Source organism: Gordonia asplenii, assembly GCF_012933505.1.
GTDB classification, from domain to species: domain Bacteria; phylum Actinomycetota; class Actinomycetes; order Mycobacteriales; family Mycobacteriaceae; genus Gordonia; species Gordonia asplenii.
In genome coordinates, this window is record NZ_JABBNB010000003.1 from 56,847 (window position 1) to 75,487 (window position 18,641).

Below are 18,641 nucleotides of genomic sequence, written 5' to 3' on the forward strand. Positions count from 1 at the left end.
ACCTCAACGAACGCTCACAGAATTAGAACACGTTCTAGATAGGGGTCACGGTAACAGAAAGTCCGGTGAATTGCGTCTCACTGGTTCTCGAACTCGGTGAGCAGCGCAGCACCACCCGCCCGCACGCCGCCGACGTCGCCGACGTACCCGACCGTCCGCAGCACCGAGTCCGCGATGCCGCAGGCGACGGCGGCCGGTCCCACGTCGGCCACCCAACGTGCCTCCTCGACCCGCAGCTGAATCGCCGCCTCGACGAAGTGAAACGGCAGCCGTGCGTGCAGATCCCCGCCGACGTCGCGCGCAAGCTCCACATACGCCGCACGCAGCGCGCTCCGCTTGCCGAAGAATTGCGCGAACTTCGGATCGCGCGTCTCCGGCAACTGCAGCAGCACCCCCAGATTCCACTTCGACGCGAGCAGTTGATGCGCGTCGAACCACGCCATCGCCCACAGCCGCTGCGCCGCCGGGTGCTCCGACGCCGAGAGCCAGTGCGCCAACCGCAGCGGGGTGTCGACGGTCCGCACGAGCAAGCTGTCGAGGATGTCGTCTTTCGTCGCGAAATGGTGATACAGACTCGCCTGACGCACGCCGACGGCCTCGGCGATCGCCCTGGTGGACGTCCGCGCGAAGCCGTTGGCCGCAAACAGTTCAGCTGCCGCGTCGAGGATTTCCTCCTCCGGGGTCGCGCCCGACCGACGCCGATCGGTCAGGCGCGGACGACCGCGTTTCGAGGTGGTCATGACGTCGAGGATGCCACCTCTCGTTCGTGGTGGATCAGTCGGTGGCAGACGGCCCCGACCACTACTGTCGCGCCGACGAACAACACCGCGAAATACTGCATGTACCAGCCCTGTCCGGCGGGATCGTAGATCTCGGCCCGCGGCCAGGCGATGTTGATCATCAACGCTGCGCCCATGACCACGGCCACGACGTTGACCGGCAGACCCCAGCGCCCCAGCGACATCACGCCCGGCCCGCCCGACAACGTCTCACCCCGCAGGCGGCGGATCAGCGCGGGCACGGTGACCATCAGATACGCGCTGTACACGATGACGACCGACACGCTGGTGATCGCCGTGAACACGCCCGCCTGCCCGACGTTGAGCAGCAGGATCGCGATGGCCAGCACACTGACGGTGACACCCGTCGCCAACGGAGTCCCGGTCCGCTTGTTGACTTTCGCGAGAACCTTCGCGCCCGGCAGCCGACCGTCGCGCGCCATCGAGAACATCACCCGCGACGCCGACGTCTGGATCGCGAGGGTCGCCGAGAAGATCGACGTCGCGACGATGGTCAGCAGAGCCTTTCCCAGCCATGTGTCGAGCTGGCTGGTGATGATCCAGGCGATGCCCTGGGTCGACATCTCCGGGGCGTCGAGCGACGGCGCCGCCATCACCGCGGCGATGATCATCAACCCGCCTCCGATGCCTGAGACGAGCAGCGCTCCGACGATGGCCCGCGGCGCGGTGCGCCGTGGATTGGTCGTTTCCTCGGACAACTCCGCGGCGCTGTCGAACCCGTACATGACATAGGCCGCCATCAGCATCGACGCCAGAAACGCCCACACGTATCCGCCGCCGTGCCCGTGCCCGCCGGTGTCGAGCACGGCCGACGGCCCGCGCCGCGCCGTCACGAACATCGCCCCGACGATCAGGAACACCCCGACGATCTCCAGGGTCACACCGATGACGGTGATCCTGCCCATCAGTGCGACGCCGACCGAGCTGATTGCCGTGCATGCGACGATTGTCACCGACCCGAGCAGAATGCCGTTCGACGCCCCGCTGATCGAGGTCAACGACGGATCGTCGCCGATGATCTGGAAGCCGCTCCAGATCGACGGCAGCACGCTCTGCATCGCGATCGCGAGCGCCGCGACGCTCACGATGTAGCCGATCAGCATGAACCAGCCGGCGAACCAGCCGACCGTCTCACCGGCCAGCCGACGCGACCATTGATAGATGGCGCCGGCCACCGGAAACTTGCCCGACAGTTCCGCGAACACCAGGCAGACCGCGAACTGGCACACGAACACGATCGGCCAGGTGAACACGAAGGCCGGTCCGCCCAGCCCGAATCCCAGTGCGAACAAGGCGAATACGGTCGTCAGGATGGAGACGAAGGAGAACCCCGCCGCGAAGGCCGCATACCCGCCGATCCCGCGATGCAGTTCCTGCTCGTAACCGAATTCTTCGAGTGTGGCGGTGTCTTCGGCGGAGGAGAACTGCGCCGACGGTGGGTCGATGGTGGTGGACATGAGTACGTTCCTGCCTGTCAGTTGATAGAAATGCTGGTGCACGACGATGTGCGGAGGATTGCCTGAAGATGAGCGCGGTGTTACGAACCGGCCGCGACGGCCGCCGACCGGAACGCGACCCACCCGCCGAACGCGGTGATGTCCTCGGCGTCGACGAGTGCGTCTGCGCTGCAACCGAATCCGGTCACCCAGCTGCCGTCGGCCCGCTCGACGTTCCCGAGCATCATCGGCGCGGGCAGTGCGGCGAGAAACCGCCCCAGTGCGGCGGGGGAGAGCAGCCACTCTTCGCCGATGATCGACGCCCCGCCGTCGCCGACGCGCACCAGCCCCGGCTTGGCGGGCGTCGTGTCGAGACTGCTGAGCCGATACGACGCCGCGGTGCGCATCGGCCCGGCCCAGTGGGCCCCGAGGTCGGTCAATTGGTGAGCCAGCGGCTGCCCGCGCAGGTGTGCACCGAACACCGCGAGCCGGACCGTGTCCACGACGCCGCCGACCCACGGCTCGGCCGACGACCCGGCGCCGAAAATGCGCCGCGCAATATCCTCGACGACTCCGTCGTGAAACGCCCGGCCTAGCAGGGTCACCCCGAACTGTGCGGTACCGCGGTCGTCTTCGTCGACGACCCCGGCCGGCACGGAGATCGCGCACAGGTCGAACAGATTGCAGAAGTTCGTGTAGGTGCCCATCAGCGAGTTCACGCCGACCGGATCGGCGGCCACCTCGTCGAGTCGTGGATGTGTGGGAGCGGTCGGTACGAGCAGCGCGTCGCAGTCGGCGATCAGCCCCATCGCGGCCGTTCGCAACGCGGCCACCCGACGCCGGTCCGCGAGCAACTCGACGGCACTGAAGTCCTTGCCGCCCTTGATGATTCGTGCAACCGTCGGATCCAGCGACACGGCCCCGCCACTGACGAATTCACCGACCGCCGCGAACCGCTCGGCAACCAGGGCGCCGTCGTACAGCAGCCGAGCTGCGGCGAGGAAGTCGTCGAACGGGATTCGCTTGATCTGCGCGCCCGCTGACCGAGCCCGATCCACCGCGCTCTCGAAGGCGTTGCGCCACAGCGTGTTCAGACCAGGCAACTCGACGGGCACGGCGAGAACCGGCGTGGTCCGCGCAGCCAGCCGCACGTCCGACGGCCACTCCCGGTCGGGGGCGCCCGCCGCCATCGCCGCCATCGCGGTCGACGCCGTGTCCAGATCGCGGGCGAAAATCGTGACGCAGTCATAACTCTCGCACGCCGGAACCACACCCCGCGTCCCGACCACCCCGACCGTCGCCTTGATCCCGACGATCCCCTGCAAGCCGGCCGGCACCCGTCCTGACCCGGCGGTGTCGGTGCCGATCGCGATGTCGGCGAAACCCAGCGCCACCGCAACCGCCGAACCCGAACTCGACCCACCCGAGATGTAGTCGTCGCGACGCGAATCACGCACCGCCCCATACGGACTGCGCGTCCCGACCAGCCCGGTCGCGAACTGGTCCAGATTCGTCTTGCCGATCACCACCGCGCCGGCCGACCGCAACGCGGACACCGCGGGCGCATCGGACTCGGGCGTGTAGGCGTAGTCCGGACACGCGGCCGTCGTCGGGAGTCCCGCGACGTCGACATTGTCTTTCACCGCCAGCACCAAACCGGCCAGCGGCCCGGTCGCGGCGTCGAACTCGCGTTGTACCTGCGCCTGCGGCCGCAGCGTGAGGAACACCCCGTCGCGGCCGGATCGGGCGATCGCCGTGTAGATGTCGCCGATGCGTGTCATGCGCTCTCCCGATCGACCGTGGTATCCGATGCCGGTGCGGCGGGTCCCAACTCGCCGCTGGCGCGCCAGCGCTCGCGTTCGTCGGCCCGCGCGGACTCCATCTGCGCCTGGGTCGCCGCGATCGATCCGGCGTTGGCGGCCAGGAACGCGTCGTAGTCGGCGATGCTGAACTCGCCGTCGGTGATGTCGACGCTGCCGCGACCGGCCGCGGTGTCGGCGCGCAGGTCGAGCAATTCCTCGGCGGTGACCGGGAACCAGCGGATCCGGTCGAAATGCCTGAGCAGCCACGGATGTTCGGGGTCGAAGCCCGGTGCGGGCAGCGGATGGCGGTGATTCCACACCTGTGTGGTCCGCCCTACGAACTGGTAGCCGCCGGGCCCTTCCATGCCGTACACGCACAGGTAGGCGCCCCCGATGCCGACGGCGTTCTCCGGCGTCCAGGTCCGCGCCGGATTGTATTTGGTGGTCACCAGACGATGCCGCGGATCCAGCGGCGTCGCCACCGGCGCGCCGAGATACACGTCACCGAGACCGAGCACGAGGTACTCGGCGTCGAAGACGACGTCGTGCACGTCGTCGACGCTGCCGAGGCCGTTCATCCGCCGAATGAACTCGATGTTCCACGGGCACCACGGCGCGTCGGAGCGGACGCCGTGCATGTACCGTTGGATCGCCTCGCGCGTCGCCGGATCATCCCAGCTCAACGGCAGCGACACGGTCCGGCTGGGTACGCGCAGCTCGGTGAGCGGCGCCAACCCGGCTTCGACGTCGACGAGCATGTCCAACACCGCCGCACTAGACCGGTGCCGCGGATCGAACTTCACCTGCACCGAGCGCACCCCCGGCGTCAGATCGAGTCCGGGTTCGGCGTCGGCCAGCGCCGACGTCAGCGCGTGCCCGCGTACCCGCAGCTTGAGATCGAGTTCCATCTCGCCGTATTCGACGAGGATGTTATCGTCGCCGCTGCGGCGATAGGTGATCGACGCCGCCCCGTCCGCCGTGACCCCGCGTCGGAGGATCCCGTCGTCGGCGGCCGCGAATCCGCCGACCAGGACCGGACCGGATGCCCGACGCCGGACGTCGACCGCCGCGAGCGGCGCTGCCGCCGCGGTATCCACGGGCACGAACCGCAGCGTCGCATCGGGCGCCAGCTGACCGAGTTTCCACCGGTCGGCGCTGGTCACCGTCACCGGACACACGAAGCCGCCCAGGCTCGGGCCGTCCGGTCCCAGCAGGATCGGGGTGTCGCCGGTGAAGTCCACCGCGCCGACCGAATACGCGTTGTCGTGGATATTCGACGGGTGCAGCCCGGCCTCGCCGCCGTCGGGCCGCGCCCACTGCGGTTTGGGCCCGATCAGGCGCACGCCGGTGCGATCGGAGTTGAAGTGCACCGTGTAGGTCGCGGTGTAGAGCGTCGCGATGTCGTCGTCGGTGAAGAACTCCGGCGCCGAATGCGGCCCGACCGTCACCGCAAGATGCCAGTCCGCGCCGATCGCCGGTTGCCATTCGTTGGGAATGCGGCTGGGTTCGCCCGTCGGCGCGAGTGCGGCCGTCAACACGTCACCGTCGACGAGGGTGCGGCCCAGGTGCCCGCCGAATCGTCCGAGCGTGAACGTCGACGCACTCCCGAGATAGTCGTCGGCGGCCAGCCCGCCGCCGACCGCGAGATAGGTTCGCAGGCCCGCGGTCACCATCCCGACGTCGAGCACGTCCCCGGCGTCGAGGTGGATCGGCTTGTACTGCGAGACCCGACGCCCGTTGCGGGTCACCGGCGCCGGCGCTCCGGTGACGCACACCCACAGCGGCCGGGTAACCCGCAGTGCCGGACCGAGCAGCGTCGCCTCCAGCCCGGAAGCGCCCTCGGGATTCCCGACGGCGATGTTGGCGAGCCGGAACGACAGGTCGTCCATCGGGCCCGACGGCGGCACGCCGACCTGCCAATACCCGGTTCGCCCCGGCCAGTCCTGGATCGACGTCGCCATTCCGGCGCGCAGCACCTCAATCGACGCGGCGCCCGTCACGACAGCCCGCCGTCGGAGTCGTCGGCGCGAACGCTGTCCGGTCGTGTCACGATCATCCGCACCGGTGTCGGGTCGAATCCGTTGCACGGATTGTTGATCTGCGGGCAGTTCGACACCAGCACGAGGATGTCGATCTCGGCCCGCACCGCGACGCGTTTGCCCGGGGCCGACAGTCCGTCGACGATGCCCAGCGTGCCGTCGGCGTCGACCGGCACGTTCATGAAGAAGTTGATGTTCGGCACGATGTGCTGCTTGGTCAACCCCAGCCGCAGGCCCTGCGCGAGGAAGTTCTCCAGACAGGCGTGCTGGTGTTTGGTGTGCTGCCCGTAGCGCAGGGTGTTGGACTCCTGCGAACAGGCGCCGGCGACGGTGTCGTGATTGCCGACCTCGTCGGCGATCACGGTGAGCATCGGCGCGCCGTCGTCGTCACGCAGCACCGAACCGGCGGTCAGAAAGATATTCCCTTGCGCGGCAATGGTTGCCGACGCGCTGTAGCGGATGGTGGGGTCGTCGGCGCCGAAGAACAGGGTGTCGACGGCCTGGTTGCCGTCGAGGTCGACGATGGTGAGGACGTCACCTGCCGCGATGCGCGCGGACCACGGTGCGCGTGCGGCGGCGATCTCGTCGAGGATCACCGAACCCGGTGCGAGAGAGAGGGTTTCGGCGGTGAGATCAGCGGGGGAGAGGAGGGTCATGTCCGGCCTATCGGTTGGTGGCGGATGCGGGATGGGTTGCGGCCCAGTCGTCTTCGGTATTGGCGAAGGCACGCTGGTACTCCGGGTCGGTGCCGGGCAGGCTCGTTCGCAGTGCGTCGATCTCGGCGCCGGTATGCCAGGCCAGGATCTCCAGGCCACCCACGCGGTACTCCGGCGACGGGTCGAGGGGATGATTGGCATTGGCCACCGCGACGATGAGCGGCACATGAGCCACCAGCTCGACGTCCGCGGGCGTCCCGACATTTCCGTTCGCCCGCAGCGTCCCGTCGGCATCCACCGTCACGCCGAAGAAGAACGACACCGGTGCTCCGACGTCGAGTCGGGTCAGACCGTGTTTCGCGGCGGCCAGCGCCAGTAGTTCGCGGCCCGCCGGTGACTCCGATTCCGGTTGTCCCGCACCGTATTTCGCGGTGTTGTGACCGATGGTCGACGCCCCGGTCAGTGCGTCGTGCCGACGCGCGGTGTCGGCGACGACCGTGGCGAGCAGGCGTCCCTGATCGCTGAGCAGTGGATGTCCGACGCCGAGGTAGGCCTGCCAGGGCACTTTCACGGTGTCCGCGCTGTTGAGTCGTTCGGACGGTTTGTCGGCGCGCCACAGGAACACCTGCGCGCAGGCGCTGCCCGTCAGGTCCCGCAGCCGCAACCGGGTGCCGCGAGCGAGCACCTTCGTCGCGTACCGCCCGCCGGGGACGGTCTCCGCCCAGGTGAGCTGTTGTGCCGCAACGCCGTCCGGCGGAGTGGCCCAATCGCTCGCGGGGACGGTCGGCATGTCGGCGGTCAGCGTCGCTTGGCCCCGCGCATGAGCACGAGCGGCCCGCGTGGTCGCGGTGTCGATGGTGGTCGGCATGGAATCTCCCTGCTCGATGATTATCTGTCGAGTGATAGTTAATGTGTCGATCGTGAAGCCGGTGAGGCAGCCGCGTTTCGGATTCGCTACCGCGGGTTACGACTGTGTTTCCCACTTGTGAGTGCGGCCGCGGGAGACCAGAATCGTCGCCATGACCTCCGTATTCGACGATGTGCTGGGCGACGTCTGCCGTGCGCACGACGCCGAGGAGTTCGCGGCGGCGGCGCTTGCGGCACACGACGAGGCACTCGAACTCGGCCCCACCCGTACCCGCGACGTCGTCGCACTGACGCAGCGGTGGTCGGCGTTCGCCCGCTCCGCGGTCGCCGGCGCCGCCGACATCGTCGCGGCCGCGCACCCGGGCCTGCGCTGGCAGTGGTACGTCTCGGGCAGTTGTGGCCGCAGCGACGCGTTGCCCGGCGCCGACGTCGAGACCCTGATCGTCGTCGACACCGATCGGACGGCCGCGCTCGCCGCCGCGGCGCAGGTCCATGCGCTCCTCGACTCCGTCGGCCTGCGCGCCGACACCAATGGCGCCATCGCCAGCCGGTCCCGCTTCGCCCGCGACACGCACGCCTGGCAGCGGGGCATCGACGCGTGGCTCGCCGACCCGGCAGCCGACCGCGGCGTCGTGATGACCGGACTGCTCGCGGACGCCGCCCCGGCTCATCTGCATGCGAACGGTCTTCGGACGCACCTGCTGGGGGCGTTGAGCCCCGACCGTCCCGACGCCTTGTCGGCCATGCTCGACGACACCCTGGTGATCCGGGAGACCGTTCCCTCCCGCCTGCGCGTGGTCGCCGGGGGCCGCGATGCCGTCGACGTCAAGCGTGCCGTCGTCGAGCCGATCACGAAGATCGCCCGCTGGGCCGCATTGAGCACCGGGTCATCGGCGTCGAGCACGCTCGACCGACTCCACGACGGCGCCGCGCTGCTGCCCGACGACGCCGCGGACACCCTCGCCGACTGCTGGTGCATCGCCACCCGGCTGCGTTGGGCGATCCGCTCCGACTCGGTCCGCGCCGGCGGCGTCGTCCGCGACGACGCGACGCTGTCGACACTCTCGCCGCAGGACCGCGCACAATTGCGTACCGCGGGGCGCGAGGTCTCCGGAGTGCTCCGGATACTCAACTACACCCGCCCCGACCGATTCGCGGGCCGATGACGCAGACGAGTCGACGCCACTTAATCGTCGCCGACGTCGTCGCCGCGGAAGCACTCGAAGGCTGGCGACCCGACGAGGCCGAGACGGCCGCTCTGCACGCACTGGCCGCGGGCGACGTCTCGATGACCGACTACCTCGCCGGATGCCGTGCGCGCTACCGGGATCCCGACGATGTTCGCCGCCCCGCCCTCGCGCGTCGACGTCCCTACCTGATCCGCGGTACGACGGTGCTGGAGAACAACTTCCGTCTGTGCACCCACCACGCGCTGCAGGCGGCGGAGTTCGCCGTCACGGCCGGCCGACTCGTCCAGGCGCACCTGCGCGACGAGCCCGTCGGCACCACCGTCACCGATCTGCACCGCCACGTCTTCGCCGACGTCTACGCGTGGGCCGGCGAACCGCGAATCACCGGAATCAGCAAGGGCGGCACCGTCTTCGCACCCGTCGACGAGATCGCCGAAGCGCTGCGTCGCCTCCACGACGACGTCGACGAGGCCTTCACCTGCGCCGACGGCTACAGCACCACCGCGCTCACGTATCGGCTGTCGCGAATATACGCCGACTACAACATGATTCACCCGTTCCGGGAGGGCAACGGCCGCACCGGAACGCTGCTGCTGACATTGATCGCGCGTACCGCCGGACGACGCCTGGACCTGTCCGGAGTCACCCGCGAGAGATGGATCTACGTCGCCCGTGCAGCCGCCACCGGACTCGACACCCGGGGCGACCTCGCGCCGCTGCGAGCCGTCATCTGCGCGGCGCTGGTCGACGCCGACGTAGCGGGGCTGCATCGCATCACCGCCTGAACGGGTATGTTTGCGTCGGGCCAGCCCGGCCCCTTGCCGACCAGGAGACGATGTCGTGCGCAATTACGATCCCGCCGATCCCGCGGTCCACATGCACACCCTGCTCAACGCCGTGGTCCTGCCACGTCCGATCGCCTGGGTCGGTTCCCGCAGCGCCGACGGCGTCGACAACCTCGCGCCGCACTCGTATTTCACCGTCTCCTCGCTCACGCCGCCGGTGCTGCAGTTCACCTCGATCGGCACCAAGGACACCTTGCGCAATGTGCGCGAAACCGGTGAGTTCACCGTCAGTCTGGCCAATCGTCCGCTGATGTCGCAGGTCAACACGTCGTCGGCGCCGGTCGGGCCGCAAATCAGTGAGTTCGACGTCGCCGGGCTCACCCGGCGTGCCAGCATCAAGGTCGAGCCGCCGTCGGTCGCCGAGTCGCCGGTGGCCATCGAGTGCCAGCTGTTCGACACCATGGAATTCGCCGGCGGCGACGTCGTCGTGTTCGGTGAGGTGGTCTGGCTGCGCGTCGACGAGAACTGCCTGACCCGGGGCTACCCCGACGTCGAACTGCTCGAACCGATCTCACGTCTGGGTGGTCCGTTCTGGGGCGACATCGGCACCGTCAGCGCACTGACCCGCCCGTCCGCCGACGACGCGCTGCGCGGCAACGACAATTAGTAGGTGCCTCTGCGCTGGTTGAGCCGGGCACGACGCGCCGTGCTGAGCGAGCGCAGCGAGACGCGCCCGTGCGACGGCACCACCCTCCCGCTGGTTGAGCCGGCCCCGACGCGCCGTGCTGAGCGAGCGCAGCGAGTCGAAGTAAGCGCAGCGAGACGCGCCCGTGTCGCGGCACCCCCCGCTGGTTGAGCCGGGCCCGACGAGCGCAGCGAGACGCGCCCGCGTCGAAACCATTGGCGAGATGAATTGCCAACTGTCGCTTTGAGTTTGGTGCGGTGACGTGGTCGGCGTGCGTGGTTTCGACACGCTCGTCGCTAGCGCTCCTCGCGACTCAACCAGCAGATGGAGTGGCCCCGACCGGTGAAACCCGGCTCAACCAGCGGGGACGGCCCAACCCCCACCTACGCGCCCAGCACGATCAGTGGCACGAGTTGTTCGGCCGTCGTCCAGGCGCCGTGATGCCCGGCCATCGACGACTCGAGCGGCTCACCGACGCTGCGCGTCAGCAACGCATGGCCCCGTGCGACCGCCACGACGTCGCCGATCCGTGCGGCGACGTCGGCGGACACCTGCGCGCCGAACCAGTGCTCGTCGATCGCCTGTGACCGCGTCACCACATGCGCATGCTCGCCCAAGGTCGACGCCCAGGCGTCGCGGACCTGCGACGCCGCGCCGGATGCCGCGTACACGTGCCGCACCCGGGCCTCGCCGGCGACCGCGTCCACACCGGCGAGCAGCTCTGGACTGGTATCGATGTCGATGACGTGCCCGGCGGGCACCATGCCGTGATCAGCGGTGACCACCAGGGTGCACGTCGGCGGCAGATCCGACGCCAGCTCCGCGACCATCGCATCGACGGCGCCCAGCTCGGCGAGCCATTCGGCGGACCCCGGACCGTGCAGGTGCCCCTGAAAGTCGACGTTGCCGTAGTACGCGTAGGTGAAGCGGCGCACGGCGTCGGCCGGGGCGCAGATCGCGCGTACGGCGTCACGGATCTCCGCCGTCGTCGACGCCGGGTGATGCGTCCCGCGCTCACGGAACACGGCCTGCGTCAACGGTGAGTCGCGCTGATAGCCGGGCGTCACGTAGTGCACCTCGACGCCGGCCGCGCCGAAACGCTGCAGGAACGAGGCGTTCACCTGCACCCGCTGCGGGGGATATGCCTCGACCGCCGTCGGCCCCTCGGCGTGATCGAGCGTCCACCGCAACGAATTGAGCAGTCTTCGATCCGACGCGGGGCCGTCGGGCGCGCCGTCGGGTACAAAGCTGTAGCCGATGATGCCGTGTACCCCGCAGGGGGCGCCCACCGACAGGCTGGTCAGACTGGTCGCCGTCGTGGCCGGAAAGCCTGCGCGAATCGTCGTCGACGCCGCGGCGGCCAAGGTCGGTGCCCGATCGGCGTGTGCTGCAAGCAGTTCGGCCCCGAGTCCGTCGATCAGCAACACCACGACGTCGCGGCGCACCGGGATCCGCAGTGCTCCGCCGCCCCCGAATCCGAGTCCCGCGGCGACGGCGGGCAACACGTCGGCAAGCGCCGCGGCGGGCAATGCGCTCAGCGGGTTCGCAGCGGTACTCATGTCGTCTCCTCGACGGGTCGTCGTGCTACCTCAGACAATTGGCGTACCAGGACGACCGCGGTGAGGGCGCCGGCCGCCATGATCGAGGCGAGCACGATGATCTGGAACCGCCCTGCCTCCACCGGCGACGCGCCGCCGAACAGGGCACCGACGAAAGCTCCGGGCAGCGTCACGAGCCCGGTCGTCTTGGTTTGATCGGTCGACGGAATCAAGGCCTGCCGCACGGCCTTTCGGGCGAACCGGGCCGTCGCCTGCCGCGCGGTGGCGCCGATCGACAGCCAGCCCTCCACCTCCTCCCAGCCGGTCGCGATGTCAGTGGTGAAATGCTGCGATGTCAGGGTCGCCACCGTCATCGTCGCCCCGATGACGATGCCGCCGGCCGCCAGCACGTAGCGGCCTTCGAGATGCAGTGCGCCACTGGCGAATACCGTCGTCAACGCGGTACCCGCACCCGCGGCCATCGCCGTCCCGGTCGCGATCAGATGAGGCATCGACCAGCCGACCCGCCGCGTGGCCGTCACCACGGCGACCGAGAACATCACCGCCAGTGCGGCTCCCACCAGGATGCCGTTCGTCAGCACTCCGGAGAGAATCATGCTCAGAGCGACCAGTTGGGCGGCGCCGCGGGCCAGCGCGGTGACCTGTTTCCACGGAGCTCGAACATCGTAGGCGCGCAACAGGATTACGGTGACCGTTGACAGGACCACCACCGCGATGAGTGTGCGCAGCCAGACGGCCGCCGGTACGCCCGTGGCCGCCGTGATCATCGCCACCCCATCTCAGTCCTGGAATTCTCCCACCCTAACGCAGTCGTGGCGTGCGCAACCTGCTCGTCACGCGGTTCGGGTAAAGCGACTGCGCCAGTTCGGTTTTCCGCTCGACGTTGGCGCGGCGGGCGGCCGGCGCGAATCCGCCCGCCGCGGGCTTCGACGGTGATTGCCCGGGACCGGTGACCAGACTCCACCGCGACCCGACGTCGACCAGCGACTGATGTTTCGTCGCGTAATAGTCGGGATGTCCGGCGATCGCGACCCCGCTGTCCCCGGCGGCCGCGGCGAGCAGGTGCGGGTGAAACCGTGTGCTGATCCAGGTGTGGCCCACCCCGATCGGCAGCCCGTCACGCCACACGTCGAGAAACGGGACGAAGGTAGCGCCGTCGAGCCGGTCGCCCATCAGGTGCGGCACGGTGTAGTCGATGCCGGGAATGCATTCGATCACCGTGATCTGCGACGCGGCGACGTCCCACTCGTCGAGCAGCGCGGTCACCAGCGCGGCGACGGCCTCGACGCCGGTCTTGCCGTGCGCGGTGAAGTCAGCGGTGAGATCGGATTGCAGGCACAGCACCACCCCGTCGCCGTCCGCCGTCGCAGGCGCCTTCGCCGGCATCGAAAGCCACGCGTCGTCGCCGGAATGGCTCGGTGCGATGCTCGCGAACGCCTCCGCCGACGCTCGGTCGCGCACGTCGACGACGTGAAAGCGACTCAGCGCCTCGGTGAGGATCGCGGCGCGCTCGTCGTCGAAGGTCGGCGTCAGTCCCTGGCCGGTCGCGTAGGTCGGCGCGCCGGTGCGCCCGCCGACTGCGGCGATCGCGGTCGCGAGCGAAAGGTGTTGCGGCCAAATGCCGTTCACGTATCCGCCGCCGAGCAGATGAATCGATGCCGCCCGCAGCAGCAGATCGATGCCGACGTCGAGATGCGACGCGACGCCGAGGTTGCTCGCCGCGCGGGCGACCCATTCCCACCCGCGGTCGGGGTCGAGGCCGTCGGGCCGATCGATGTCAGGGCGTTCGGTGCCCGCCGCGAACAGGGTCAAACGCCATAGTGTGTCGACGAACACGGCACGAGGATGACTGCGCCGCAACATGATCGACGCCTGGCCGGGGGAGTGGCAGTCGAGCACCACCAGCGCGTGCGGACGCACCCGGGCCAGATACTCCAGCCAGGTCTTGGCGATCAGCTCGTCGCCGAAGTTGGGGTTGCCCGACGGCGCGACGAGGTAGATGATCTCGTCGCGGGTCAGGCGATTGCGTACCCGCGCGGGCAAGTCCGTTAGCTGCACCCGGAAATGCTATCCGGTGCGGTGTCGTCGGCGGTGTGCCGCATCAACGTTCGACATCGCCCGTCAACGTCGCGACGTGGTCGGGAACATACTTCGACAACGACCGCGGCGGCCGATGATAGTTGCCGCTGTGTATCGGCTTGAGCGGCAACGTGACTGGCGAATGGTCGACCGCCTCGTAGGGGATCGTCGAGAGCAGATGCGCGATCATGTTCAGTCGCGCATGCTTCTTGATGTCGGATTCGACGACGTTCCACGGGCTCTGCGCGGTGTCGGTGTGCACCATCATCTCGTCCTTCGCCCGCGAGTAGTCCTCCCAGCGGTTGATCGACTCGAGATCCATCGGACTCAATTTCCATTGCCGCACGGGGTCGTTCATGCGGGAGCGGAAGCGGCGCAGCTGTTCTTCCTCGGACACCGAGAACCAGTACTTGCGCAACATGATGCCGTCGTCGATCAGCATCTGCTCGAATTGCGGCGTCTGCCGCAGGAACCGACTGTGCTCCTCGGGCGTACAGAAGCCCATCACCTTCTCGACACCGGCCCGGTTGTACCAGGATCGGTCGAACAGCACGATCTCACCGCGCGCGGGCAGATGCGCCACGTATCGCTGGTAGTACCACTGCCCGCGTTCGCGATCGGTCGGGGCGGGCAACGCGGCGATCCGGGCGATGCGGGGACTCAAGTACTCGGTGAGCCGCTTGATCGTGCCGCCCTTGCCCGCGGCGTCGCGTCCTTCGAAGACCACGACGACCCGCGAGTCGGTGGCCTTCACCCATTCCTGCAGTTTCACCAGCTCGGTCTGCAGGCGGAACAGTTCCGCCTCATAGATCGAATTGGAGATCTTGCGTGACGGCTTCGCCTTCTTCGCGTTGTTCGCGGACTTCTTCGACTTGGCTGCCATGTCGCGCTACCGATCGGTTCGCGCGATGAAGCCGACGCCCGAGGTGTTGACCACGGTGAGCTTCTTGCCGTCGATGACGTAGGTCTGCAACCCGTTCATCGCAGCGACGAGTCCGGCGTCGACCCGACGCCTGCCGGCGTCCTTGCAGACACGGCCCGAGGAGAACACCGGACCGAACACGATCATCGACGTCACCGGCACCGCGGGGCCGGTCAATCCGTTGCAGCCGGTGTTGGCGTTGACCTGAAAGTCGCTGAAACGCACCGTCGGTGCCGGCGTGACGGTCGTCGGTAGGTCGACCACCGCGCCCTTCTGAATCAATGCGGTGACCGACCACTGCGTGCCGACGAGCGGGCGGTCGGCGGCTTCCTTGCGGTCGACCAGGCGCATCCGAACGTCGCGGTTGGCCAGCACGAGGTCGGCGTCGGAAAGTCGCCACACGGGCTTGGAGGTCAGAAACGCGGTCAGCCACTGGTCGGCGCCGGTCGGGCAGAAGTTCTTGGTCGACGCCATCGGCTGCGCGACGGTGAAGTGGTTCTTGGCCAGGTCGACGGTGGACCGCATCGTGTTGCAGCCCGAATTGATGCTGATCTGATTGGTCGAGCCGAACCTCATCGTGATCGACGCACCGCCGGGCAACGGGTTGTTGCCGCTGACGGTATCGGAGATGAAGGTCCGTCCCGACAGCGCCGTCTTGACCGCCGGGGCCGGCTTCGCGGGCTTTGCCGGAGCCGTCGACGGTGCCGCGGCAGCCACCGAGCTCACGACGATGGCGATCGTCGCCGCAACCGCGGCGACGGCTACGCCGAAAGCCGTTCTGTTGGCGAACGATAGGGTGTAGTGAGGTCGCGTCGGCGCAGGCATGGAGATAATTTACCAAGCGCTACGTGGGGAGAAATCGCAACTCGCCCTAAGGAGCGTGCAGTGACAGCCGTGACATGCCGCACCGAGTACCTGACGGCACGCCACACGTGGGGTGCGCGCGGTGCGTGGATCGCCTTGCTCGCCGGATTGATCGCGTTCCTGGTGCTCGGAATGGTCGACGCCGAGCCGTCTACCCGGTCGACGATCGCGTTCGCCGCCGTCGCCGTGTCCCTGGCCGTCGCAGCGTGGGGACGTCTCGGGGCTCGCGGTGCTTTCCTGCTGTCCGTGGCCGACGACACCGTCACCCTGGGCAACGAGAGTGAACGCCTCGTCGAATACCCGACGTCGATGCTGGTATCGGTGACGACCCGAGGTCCGGCGCAGGCGACGTCGACGACCGGCCGCAACCTCACCGTCGCCGGCTTGAAGTACCTGGTCCTGGACTTCGCCGACGGGTCGTCGGGCGTCGGGGAGCAGTGGAATTTCGCCGTCGTCGACGCCGACCCCGCCGTGCGGGCCGTCCTTGATCGGCTGCGACCGCGGCCGGCGGCACCGGCGCCACCGGTGTCGGTCGGTGCGGCCACGTCGGCTCGTGAGATCGTCGAGCCGGTCGTGGCCGCCCGCGCCGTGCGCAGCGGTGACAAGGTGGATCTGAATAAGCAGCCCGGCGCCGCGTCGACTCCGAGTACCGGCTACGACGCCCCGTCGATCGCTACCGCGGGCAGCGACCAAGCGGCCGAACGACTCTGGGAGGCGGCCGTGGCACGGCACAACGAGATCCTGCGCAGCTATGGCACCTACGAACTTCAACCCGAATTGATGCTCCGCTACCCGGCGGTGACCGACGTCACTCTGCCACCGGTACAGGATTTCCACGATGCCCTCGGTGACGCGCAAGCCCTGCGCACCGAGCGCTTTCCGGCCGATCGCGGCGTCGCCGACACCTATCAGCAGAAGGTGAAACTGCTGTCGAGGGCGTGGGTCGCCTGCGAGACCAACGGCAAACGGCTGGGCACCGACTATCTCGGCGACGACGAGAAGGCCGGCCTCGACACCGCACTCAAACTGGTCGATCATGCCCGTGGCGGCGGGTCGACTCCTCAGGAGCAGGCGTCGTATTTCCGGCGCGCGCATTCGATCGTCACCGAACTACGTGATCAGGGAGCCGTCCACCTGCCCCCGGGCGGCGTGGCGCAGCTCGAAGCCAGCGCGCGTCGGGCGCTGCGGTAGCGGTCGCCCTCGGTGGTGGTCGTCCCTCGAGTAGCGGTCGTCCGCAAGTGATAGCCGGCCCTCAGTGATAGTCGCTCAATAGGAACTTCGCGGTCATCGAGTAGCGGCCGCTCGCGGCGTCCGACTTCGACATGCTGACCCGGATGAACGGCGGCGGCACGTCGTAGGCGGTGTCGTCGACGGCTTCGATGTCGATGGCGTCGCGGTCGAATGCCTTGATGCCGCCGCGCTGCATGGCCTGGGTACGGACCGATTCGAAGATCGGCGCGCCCAGGTCGCCAAAACTGAATCCGTGCTCCGGCGGGCCGGAGCGCCCCGACCACCTCTGGACCTGGGGGAACTGGCCCGGTACGACCGCGACGCTGCCCGACGACGCGGTCGAGCGGTACTGGATGTAGACACCGCCGCTGGACTGGATCGATCCGGCGTACATCGTCGGCGTCGCGGGCGCCGTGCCTCGGACCTCGAACCGCTCGAGCACCGGGGAATTGAGTGGAACTCGTTGTGAGACAAGGGCTTCCCGTGCGACTCGGAACGACGTCGGGAAGTCGCCGGGGTTGAAGTACTCGGCCACCGTGCCGTCGGCGTGCGCTTGCATCTCGGTGCTGGGTACGCCGACGTCGGTGTCGAAGGAGACCTTCAGCACACCGACCGACGATGCCGTCGAGGTGCGGCGGAATTCCACCGTGCCGGCGGTGGCGGACACCCCGGCCTTCGCCAGCTGCATCTTCATCGCGGCCACAATCGAGTCGATCTTGGTAGCGGTGAACGGAGTGAGGTCGAAGGCGTCGTCGTCGCGCTGCGTAGTCGCCCGGCGCTGCGGCTCGGCGAAATCGCCGTCCGACGTGCGGTAGAGCGAGATCTCCTGCCCGGTGCCGGGGTCGTAGAACGATCCGTAGTCCGACCCGGAGTCGGTCAGGCGGACGCTCAGTGTCGTCGCAACGGTCGCCGGGGCAATGGCGCGCATCTTCCCGATCATCGCCTTCAGCCGGGCGTCCAACGACTCCGCGGCGTTGTCGGTGGTGCGTCCGCCGCCGTCGTCACTGTGACTCCCGCCTCCGAACGTCGACGCCGAAGGCAGTTTCGCGTCGACGCGCCATACGTCGGTCGGCACGCCGAACAGCACGGCCGCGCATACGCCGACGGTCACCGCCGGGTAGATCAGCGCCCATCGGCCGGGATAGTCGGCGAACTGGGGCGTCGAGGATCGACGTCCGCCTGTGGGCCGCGGCGGCACCGACTCCGGCAGCAGTTTCCCGCCGCCGGAAGACAGCACGGCGTCGGTGTAGGACTTCGTCATCGACGTGATCCAGGTCGTTCGATAGGACGTGTCATCCGCGGGCGTCACCCTCGCGGTCACCGACGTCGGTTGCACGCTGGCCGAATTGAGCGCACTGCGAGTGATCGACTCGACATGCACCCGGACGCCCGGCGCGCCGCCGGCCAGCTCCCACTCGGGCATCTCGGTCAGTCGCGACGGTCGGGGCGCGAGCGCCAGGCCCGCGACGATCCCAGCGGCACCGAGGAACGCCACCCAGAACGCGTTGTGGGCACCCAGGCCGATGGTCACCGCGATGACCGCGCCGGCGATCGCCGCGATCGCGAGTCTCCTGATCACTCGGCGCCGCGTAGCAGAACGAGCCGATGTCGCCATCACAGCACCTCACAGTCTCGGCGGTCCCCGGTGACGCGGTTGCGGCGACATCGTCAACTCCCATGGCGAATCCCCGTCCGTCGGATCGGACAAGTACCGTGGAGGCCGTCAG

At 68.5% G+C, this 18,641-nt stretch carries 16 protein-coding genes; 4 read left to right on the plus strand and 12 right to left on the minus strand.

Annotated elements, in window-relative coordinates:
- Positions 1 to 77: 77 nt before the first annotated feature.
- The 6 genes from HH308_RS03580 to HH308_RS03605 all read right to left on the minus strand — a co-directional run bounded on the left by HH308_RS03580 (position 78) and on the right by HH308_RS03605 (position 7,601).
- Positions 78 to 740, minus strand: coding sequence for a TetR/AcrR family transcriptional regulator (locus tag HH308_RS03580; RefSeq protein ID WP_170192802.1), 663 nt, complete (start codon positions 738 to 740; stop codon positions 78 to 80).
- Positions 737 to 2,257 carry an amino acid permease gene (locus HH308_RS03585; protein ID WP_170192803.1) on the minus strand — a complete coding sequence of 507 codons (1,521 nt, stop codon included), beginning with the start codon at positions 2,255 to 2,257 and terminating at the stop codon, positions 737 to 739. Before HH308_RS03585 ends, HH308_RS03580 begins: the two co-directional genes overlap by 4 nt.
- A gap of 80 nt (positions 2,258 to 2,337) precedes the next feature.
- Positions 2,338 to 4,017 (minus strand): allophanate hydrolase, encoded by a 1,680-nt coding sequence (gene atzF, locus HH308_RS03590; RefSeq protein ID WP_170192804.1) that lies wholly within the window; start codon positions 4,015 to 4,017, stop codon positions 2,338 to 2,340.
- A complete protein-coding gene (locus tag HH308_RS03595) occupies positions 4,014 to 6,038 on the minus strand; it encodes a 5-oxoprolinase/urea amidolyase family protein (protein ID WP_312870335.1) in 2,025 nt (674 codons plus the stop codon). The genes atzF and HH308_RS03595 overlap by 4 nt, the downstream gene beginning before the upstream one ends.
- Positions 6,035 to 6,733, minus strand: a complete 699-nt coding sequence (locus tag HH308_RS03600; protein ID WP_170192805.1) for an urea amidolyase associated protein UAAP2 — start codon at positions 6,731 to 6,733, stop codon at positions 6,035 to 6,037. Before HH308_RS03600 ends, HH308_RS03595 begins: the two co-directional genes overlap by 4 nt.
- 7 nt (positions 6,734 to 6,740) lie before the next feature.
- Entirely contained in the window at positions 6,741 to 7,601 is an 861-nt protein-coding gene (locus HH308_RS03605; protein WP_170192806.1) for an urea amidolyase associated protein UAAP1, read from the minus strand.
- 151 nt (positions 7,602 to 7,752) lie between these two features.
- Here HH308_RS03605 and HH308_RS03610 point away from each other — a divergent pair, with 151 nt between their 5' ends.
- From HH308_RS03610 to HH308_RS03620, 3 genes are read left to right on the plus strand one after another with little or no spacing between them, the layout of a single operon-like run.
- Positions 7,753 to 8,766: a putative nucleotidyltransferase substrate binding domain-containing protein gene (locus HH308_RS03610; RefSeq protein WP_170192807.1), complete on the plus strand. Its 1,014-nt coding sequence runs from the start codon at positions 7,753 to 7,755 to the stop codon at positions 8,764 to 8,766.
- Entirely contained in the window at positions 8,763 to 9,575 is an 813-nt protein-coding gene (locus tag HH308_RS03615; protein WP_170192808.1) for a Fic/DOC family protein, read from the plus strand. The genes HH308_RS03610 and HH308_RS03615 overlap by 4 nt, the downstream gene beginning before the upstream one ends.
- A gap of 55 nt (positions 9,576 to 9,630) precedes the next feature.
- Positions 9,631 to 10,242 (plus strand): flavin reductase family protein, encoded by a 612-nt coding sequence (locus HH308_RS03620; RefSeq protein WP_312870337.1) that lies wholly within the window; start codon positions 9,631 to 9,633, stop codon positions 10,240 to 10,242.
- Positions 10,243 to 10,643: 401 nt separating this feature from the next.
- Here HH308_RS03620 and HH308_RS03625 read toward each other — a convergent pair whose 3' ends face one another.
- The 5 genes from HH308_RS03625 to HH308_RS03645 are packed head-to-tail and all read right to left on the minus strand — an operon-like array spanning position 10,644 to position 15,645.
- Complete coding sequence (locus tag HH308_RS03625) at positions 10,644 to 11,819, minus strand: alkaline phosphatase family protein (RefSeq protein ID WP_170192809.1); 1,176 nt, start codon at positions 11,817 to 11,819, stop codon at positions 10,644 to 10,646.
- Positions 11,816 to 12,586, minus strand: a complete 771-nt coding sequence (locus HH308_RS03630; protein ID WP_170192810.1) for an ABC transporter permease — start codon at positions 12,584 to 12,586, stop codon at positions 11,816 to 11,818. The genes HH308_RS03625 and HH308_RS03630 overlap by 4 nt, the downstream gene beginning before the upstream one ends.
- Before the next feature lie 34 nt (positions 12,587 to 12,620).
- On the minus strand, positions 12,621 to 13,877 hold the full coding sequence (locus HH308_RS03635; protein ID WP_170192811.1) for a polysaccharide pyruvyl transferase family protein: 1,257 nt from the start codon (positions 13,875 to 13,877) through the stop codon (positions 12,621 to 12,623).
- Between the two features lie 43 nt (positions 13,878 to 13,920).
- Entirely contained in the window at positions 13,921 to 14,781 is an 861-nt protein-coding gene (gene ppk2 / locus HH308_RS03640; protein WP_170192812.1) for a polyphosphate kinase 2, read from the minus strand.
- A 6-nt stretch (positions 14,782 to 14,787) separates the two neighbouring features.
- The gene (locus HH308_RS03645) at positions 14,788 to 15,645 is read right to left on the minus strand and encodes an META domain-containing protein (protein WP_170192813.1); all 858 of its coding nucleotides are present in this window, start codon (positions 15,643 to 15,645) and stop codon (positions 14,788 to 14,790) included.
- Positions 15,646 to 15,705: 60 nt separating this feature from the next.
- Between HH308_RS03645 and HH308_RS03650 the strand changes: the two genes are divergently transcribed.
- The gene (locus tag HH308_RS03650; RefSeq protein ID WP_170192814.1) at positions 15,706 to 16,875 is read left to right on the plus strand and encodes a hypothetical protein; all 1,170 of its coding nucleotides are present in this window, start codon (positions 15,706 to 15,708) and stop codon (positions 16,873 to 16,875) included.
- A 61-nt stretch (positions 16,876 to 16,936) separates the two neighbouring features.
- Here the strand turns inward: HH308_RS03650 and HH308_RS03655 are convergent, their stop codons facing one another.
- Positions 16,937 to 18,529, minus strand: coding sequence for a hypothetical protein (locus HH308_RS03655; protein WP_170192815.1), 1,593 nt, complete (start codon positions 18,527 to 18,529; stop codon positions 16,937 to 16,939).
- Between the last annotated feature and the right edge of the window lie 112 nt (positions 18,530 to 18,641).

Bases quoted from the DNA above. Each gene is read 5' to 3' on its own strand.
- HH308_RS03580 (WP_170192802.1), bottom strand. From the start codon at position 740: ATGACCACCTCGAAACGCGGTCGTCCGCGCCTGACCGATCGGCGTCGG.
- HH308_RS03585 (WP_170192803.1), bottom strand. From the start codon at position 2,257: ATGTCCACCACCATCGACCCACCGTCGGCGCAGTTCTCCTCCGCCGAA.
- atzF (WP_170192804.1), bottom strand. From the start codon at position 4,017: ATGACACGCATCGGCGACATCTACACGGCGATCGCCCGATCCGGCCGC.
- HH308_RS03600 (WP_170192805.1), bottom strand. From the start codon at position 6,733: ATGACCCTCCTCTCCCCCGCTGATCTCACCGCCGAAACCCTCTCTCTC.
- HH308_RS03605 (WP_170192806.1), bottom strand. From the start codon at position 7,601: ATGCCGACCACCATCGACACCGCGACCACGCGGGCCGCTCGTGCTCAT.
- HH308_RS03610 (WP_170192807.1), top strand. From the start codon at position 7,753: ATGACCTCCGTATTCGACGATGTGCTGGGCGACGTCTGCCGTGCGCAC.
- HH308_RS03615 (WP_170192808.1), top strand. From the start codon at position 8,763: ATGACGCAGACGAGTCGACGCCACTTAATCGTCGCCGACGTCGTCGCC.
- HH308_RS03625 (WP_170192809.1), bottom strand. From the start codon at position 11,819: ATGAGTACCGCTGCGAACCCGCTGAGCGCATTGCCCGCCGCGGCGCTT.
- HH308_RS03630 (WP_170192810.1), bottom strand. From the start codon at position 12,586: ATGATCACGGCGGCCACGGGCGTACCGGCGGCCGTCTGGCTGCGCACA.
- ppk2 (WP_170192812.1), bottom strand. From the start codon at position 14,781: ATGGCAGCCAAGTCGAAGAAGTCCGCGAACAACGCGAAGAAGGCGAAG.
- HH308_RS03645 (WP_170192813.1), bottom strand. From the start codon at position 15,645: ATGCCTGCGCCGACGCGACCTCACTACACCCTATCGTTCGCCAACAGA.
- HH308_RS03655 (WP_170192815.1), bottom strand. From the start codon at position 18,529: ATGGCGACATCGGCTCGTTCTGCTACGCGGCGCCGAGTGATCAGGAGA.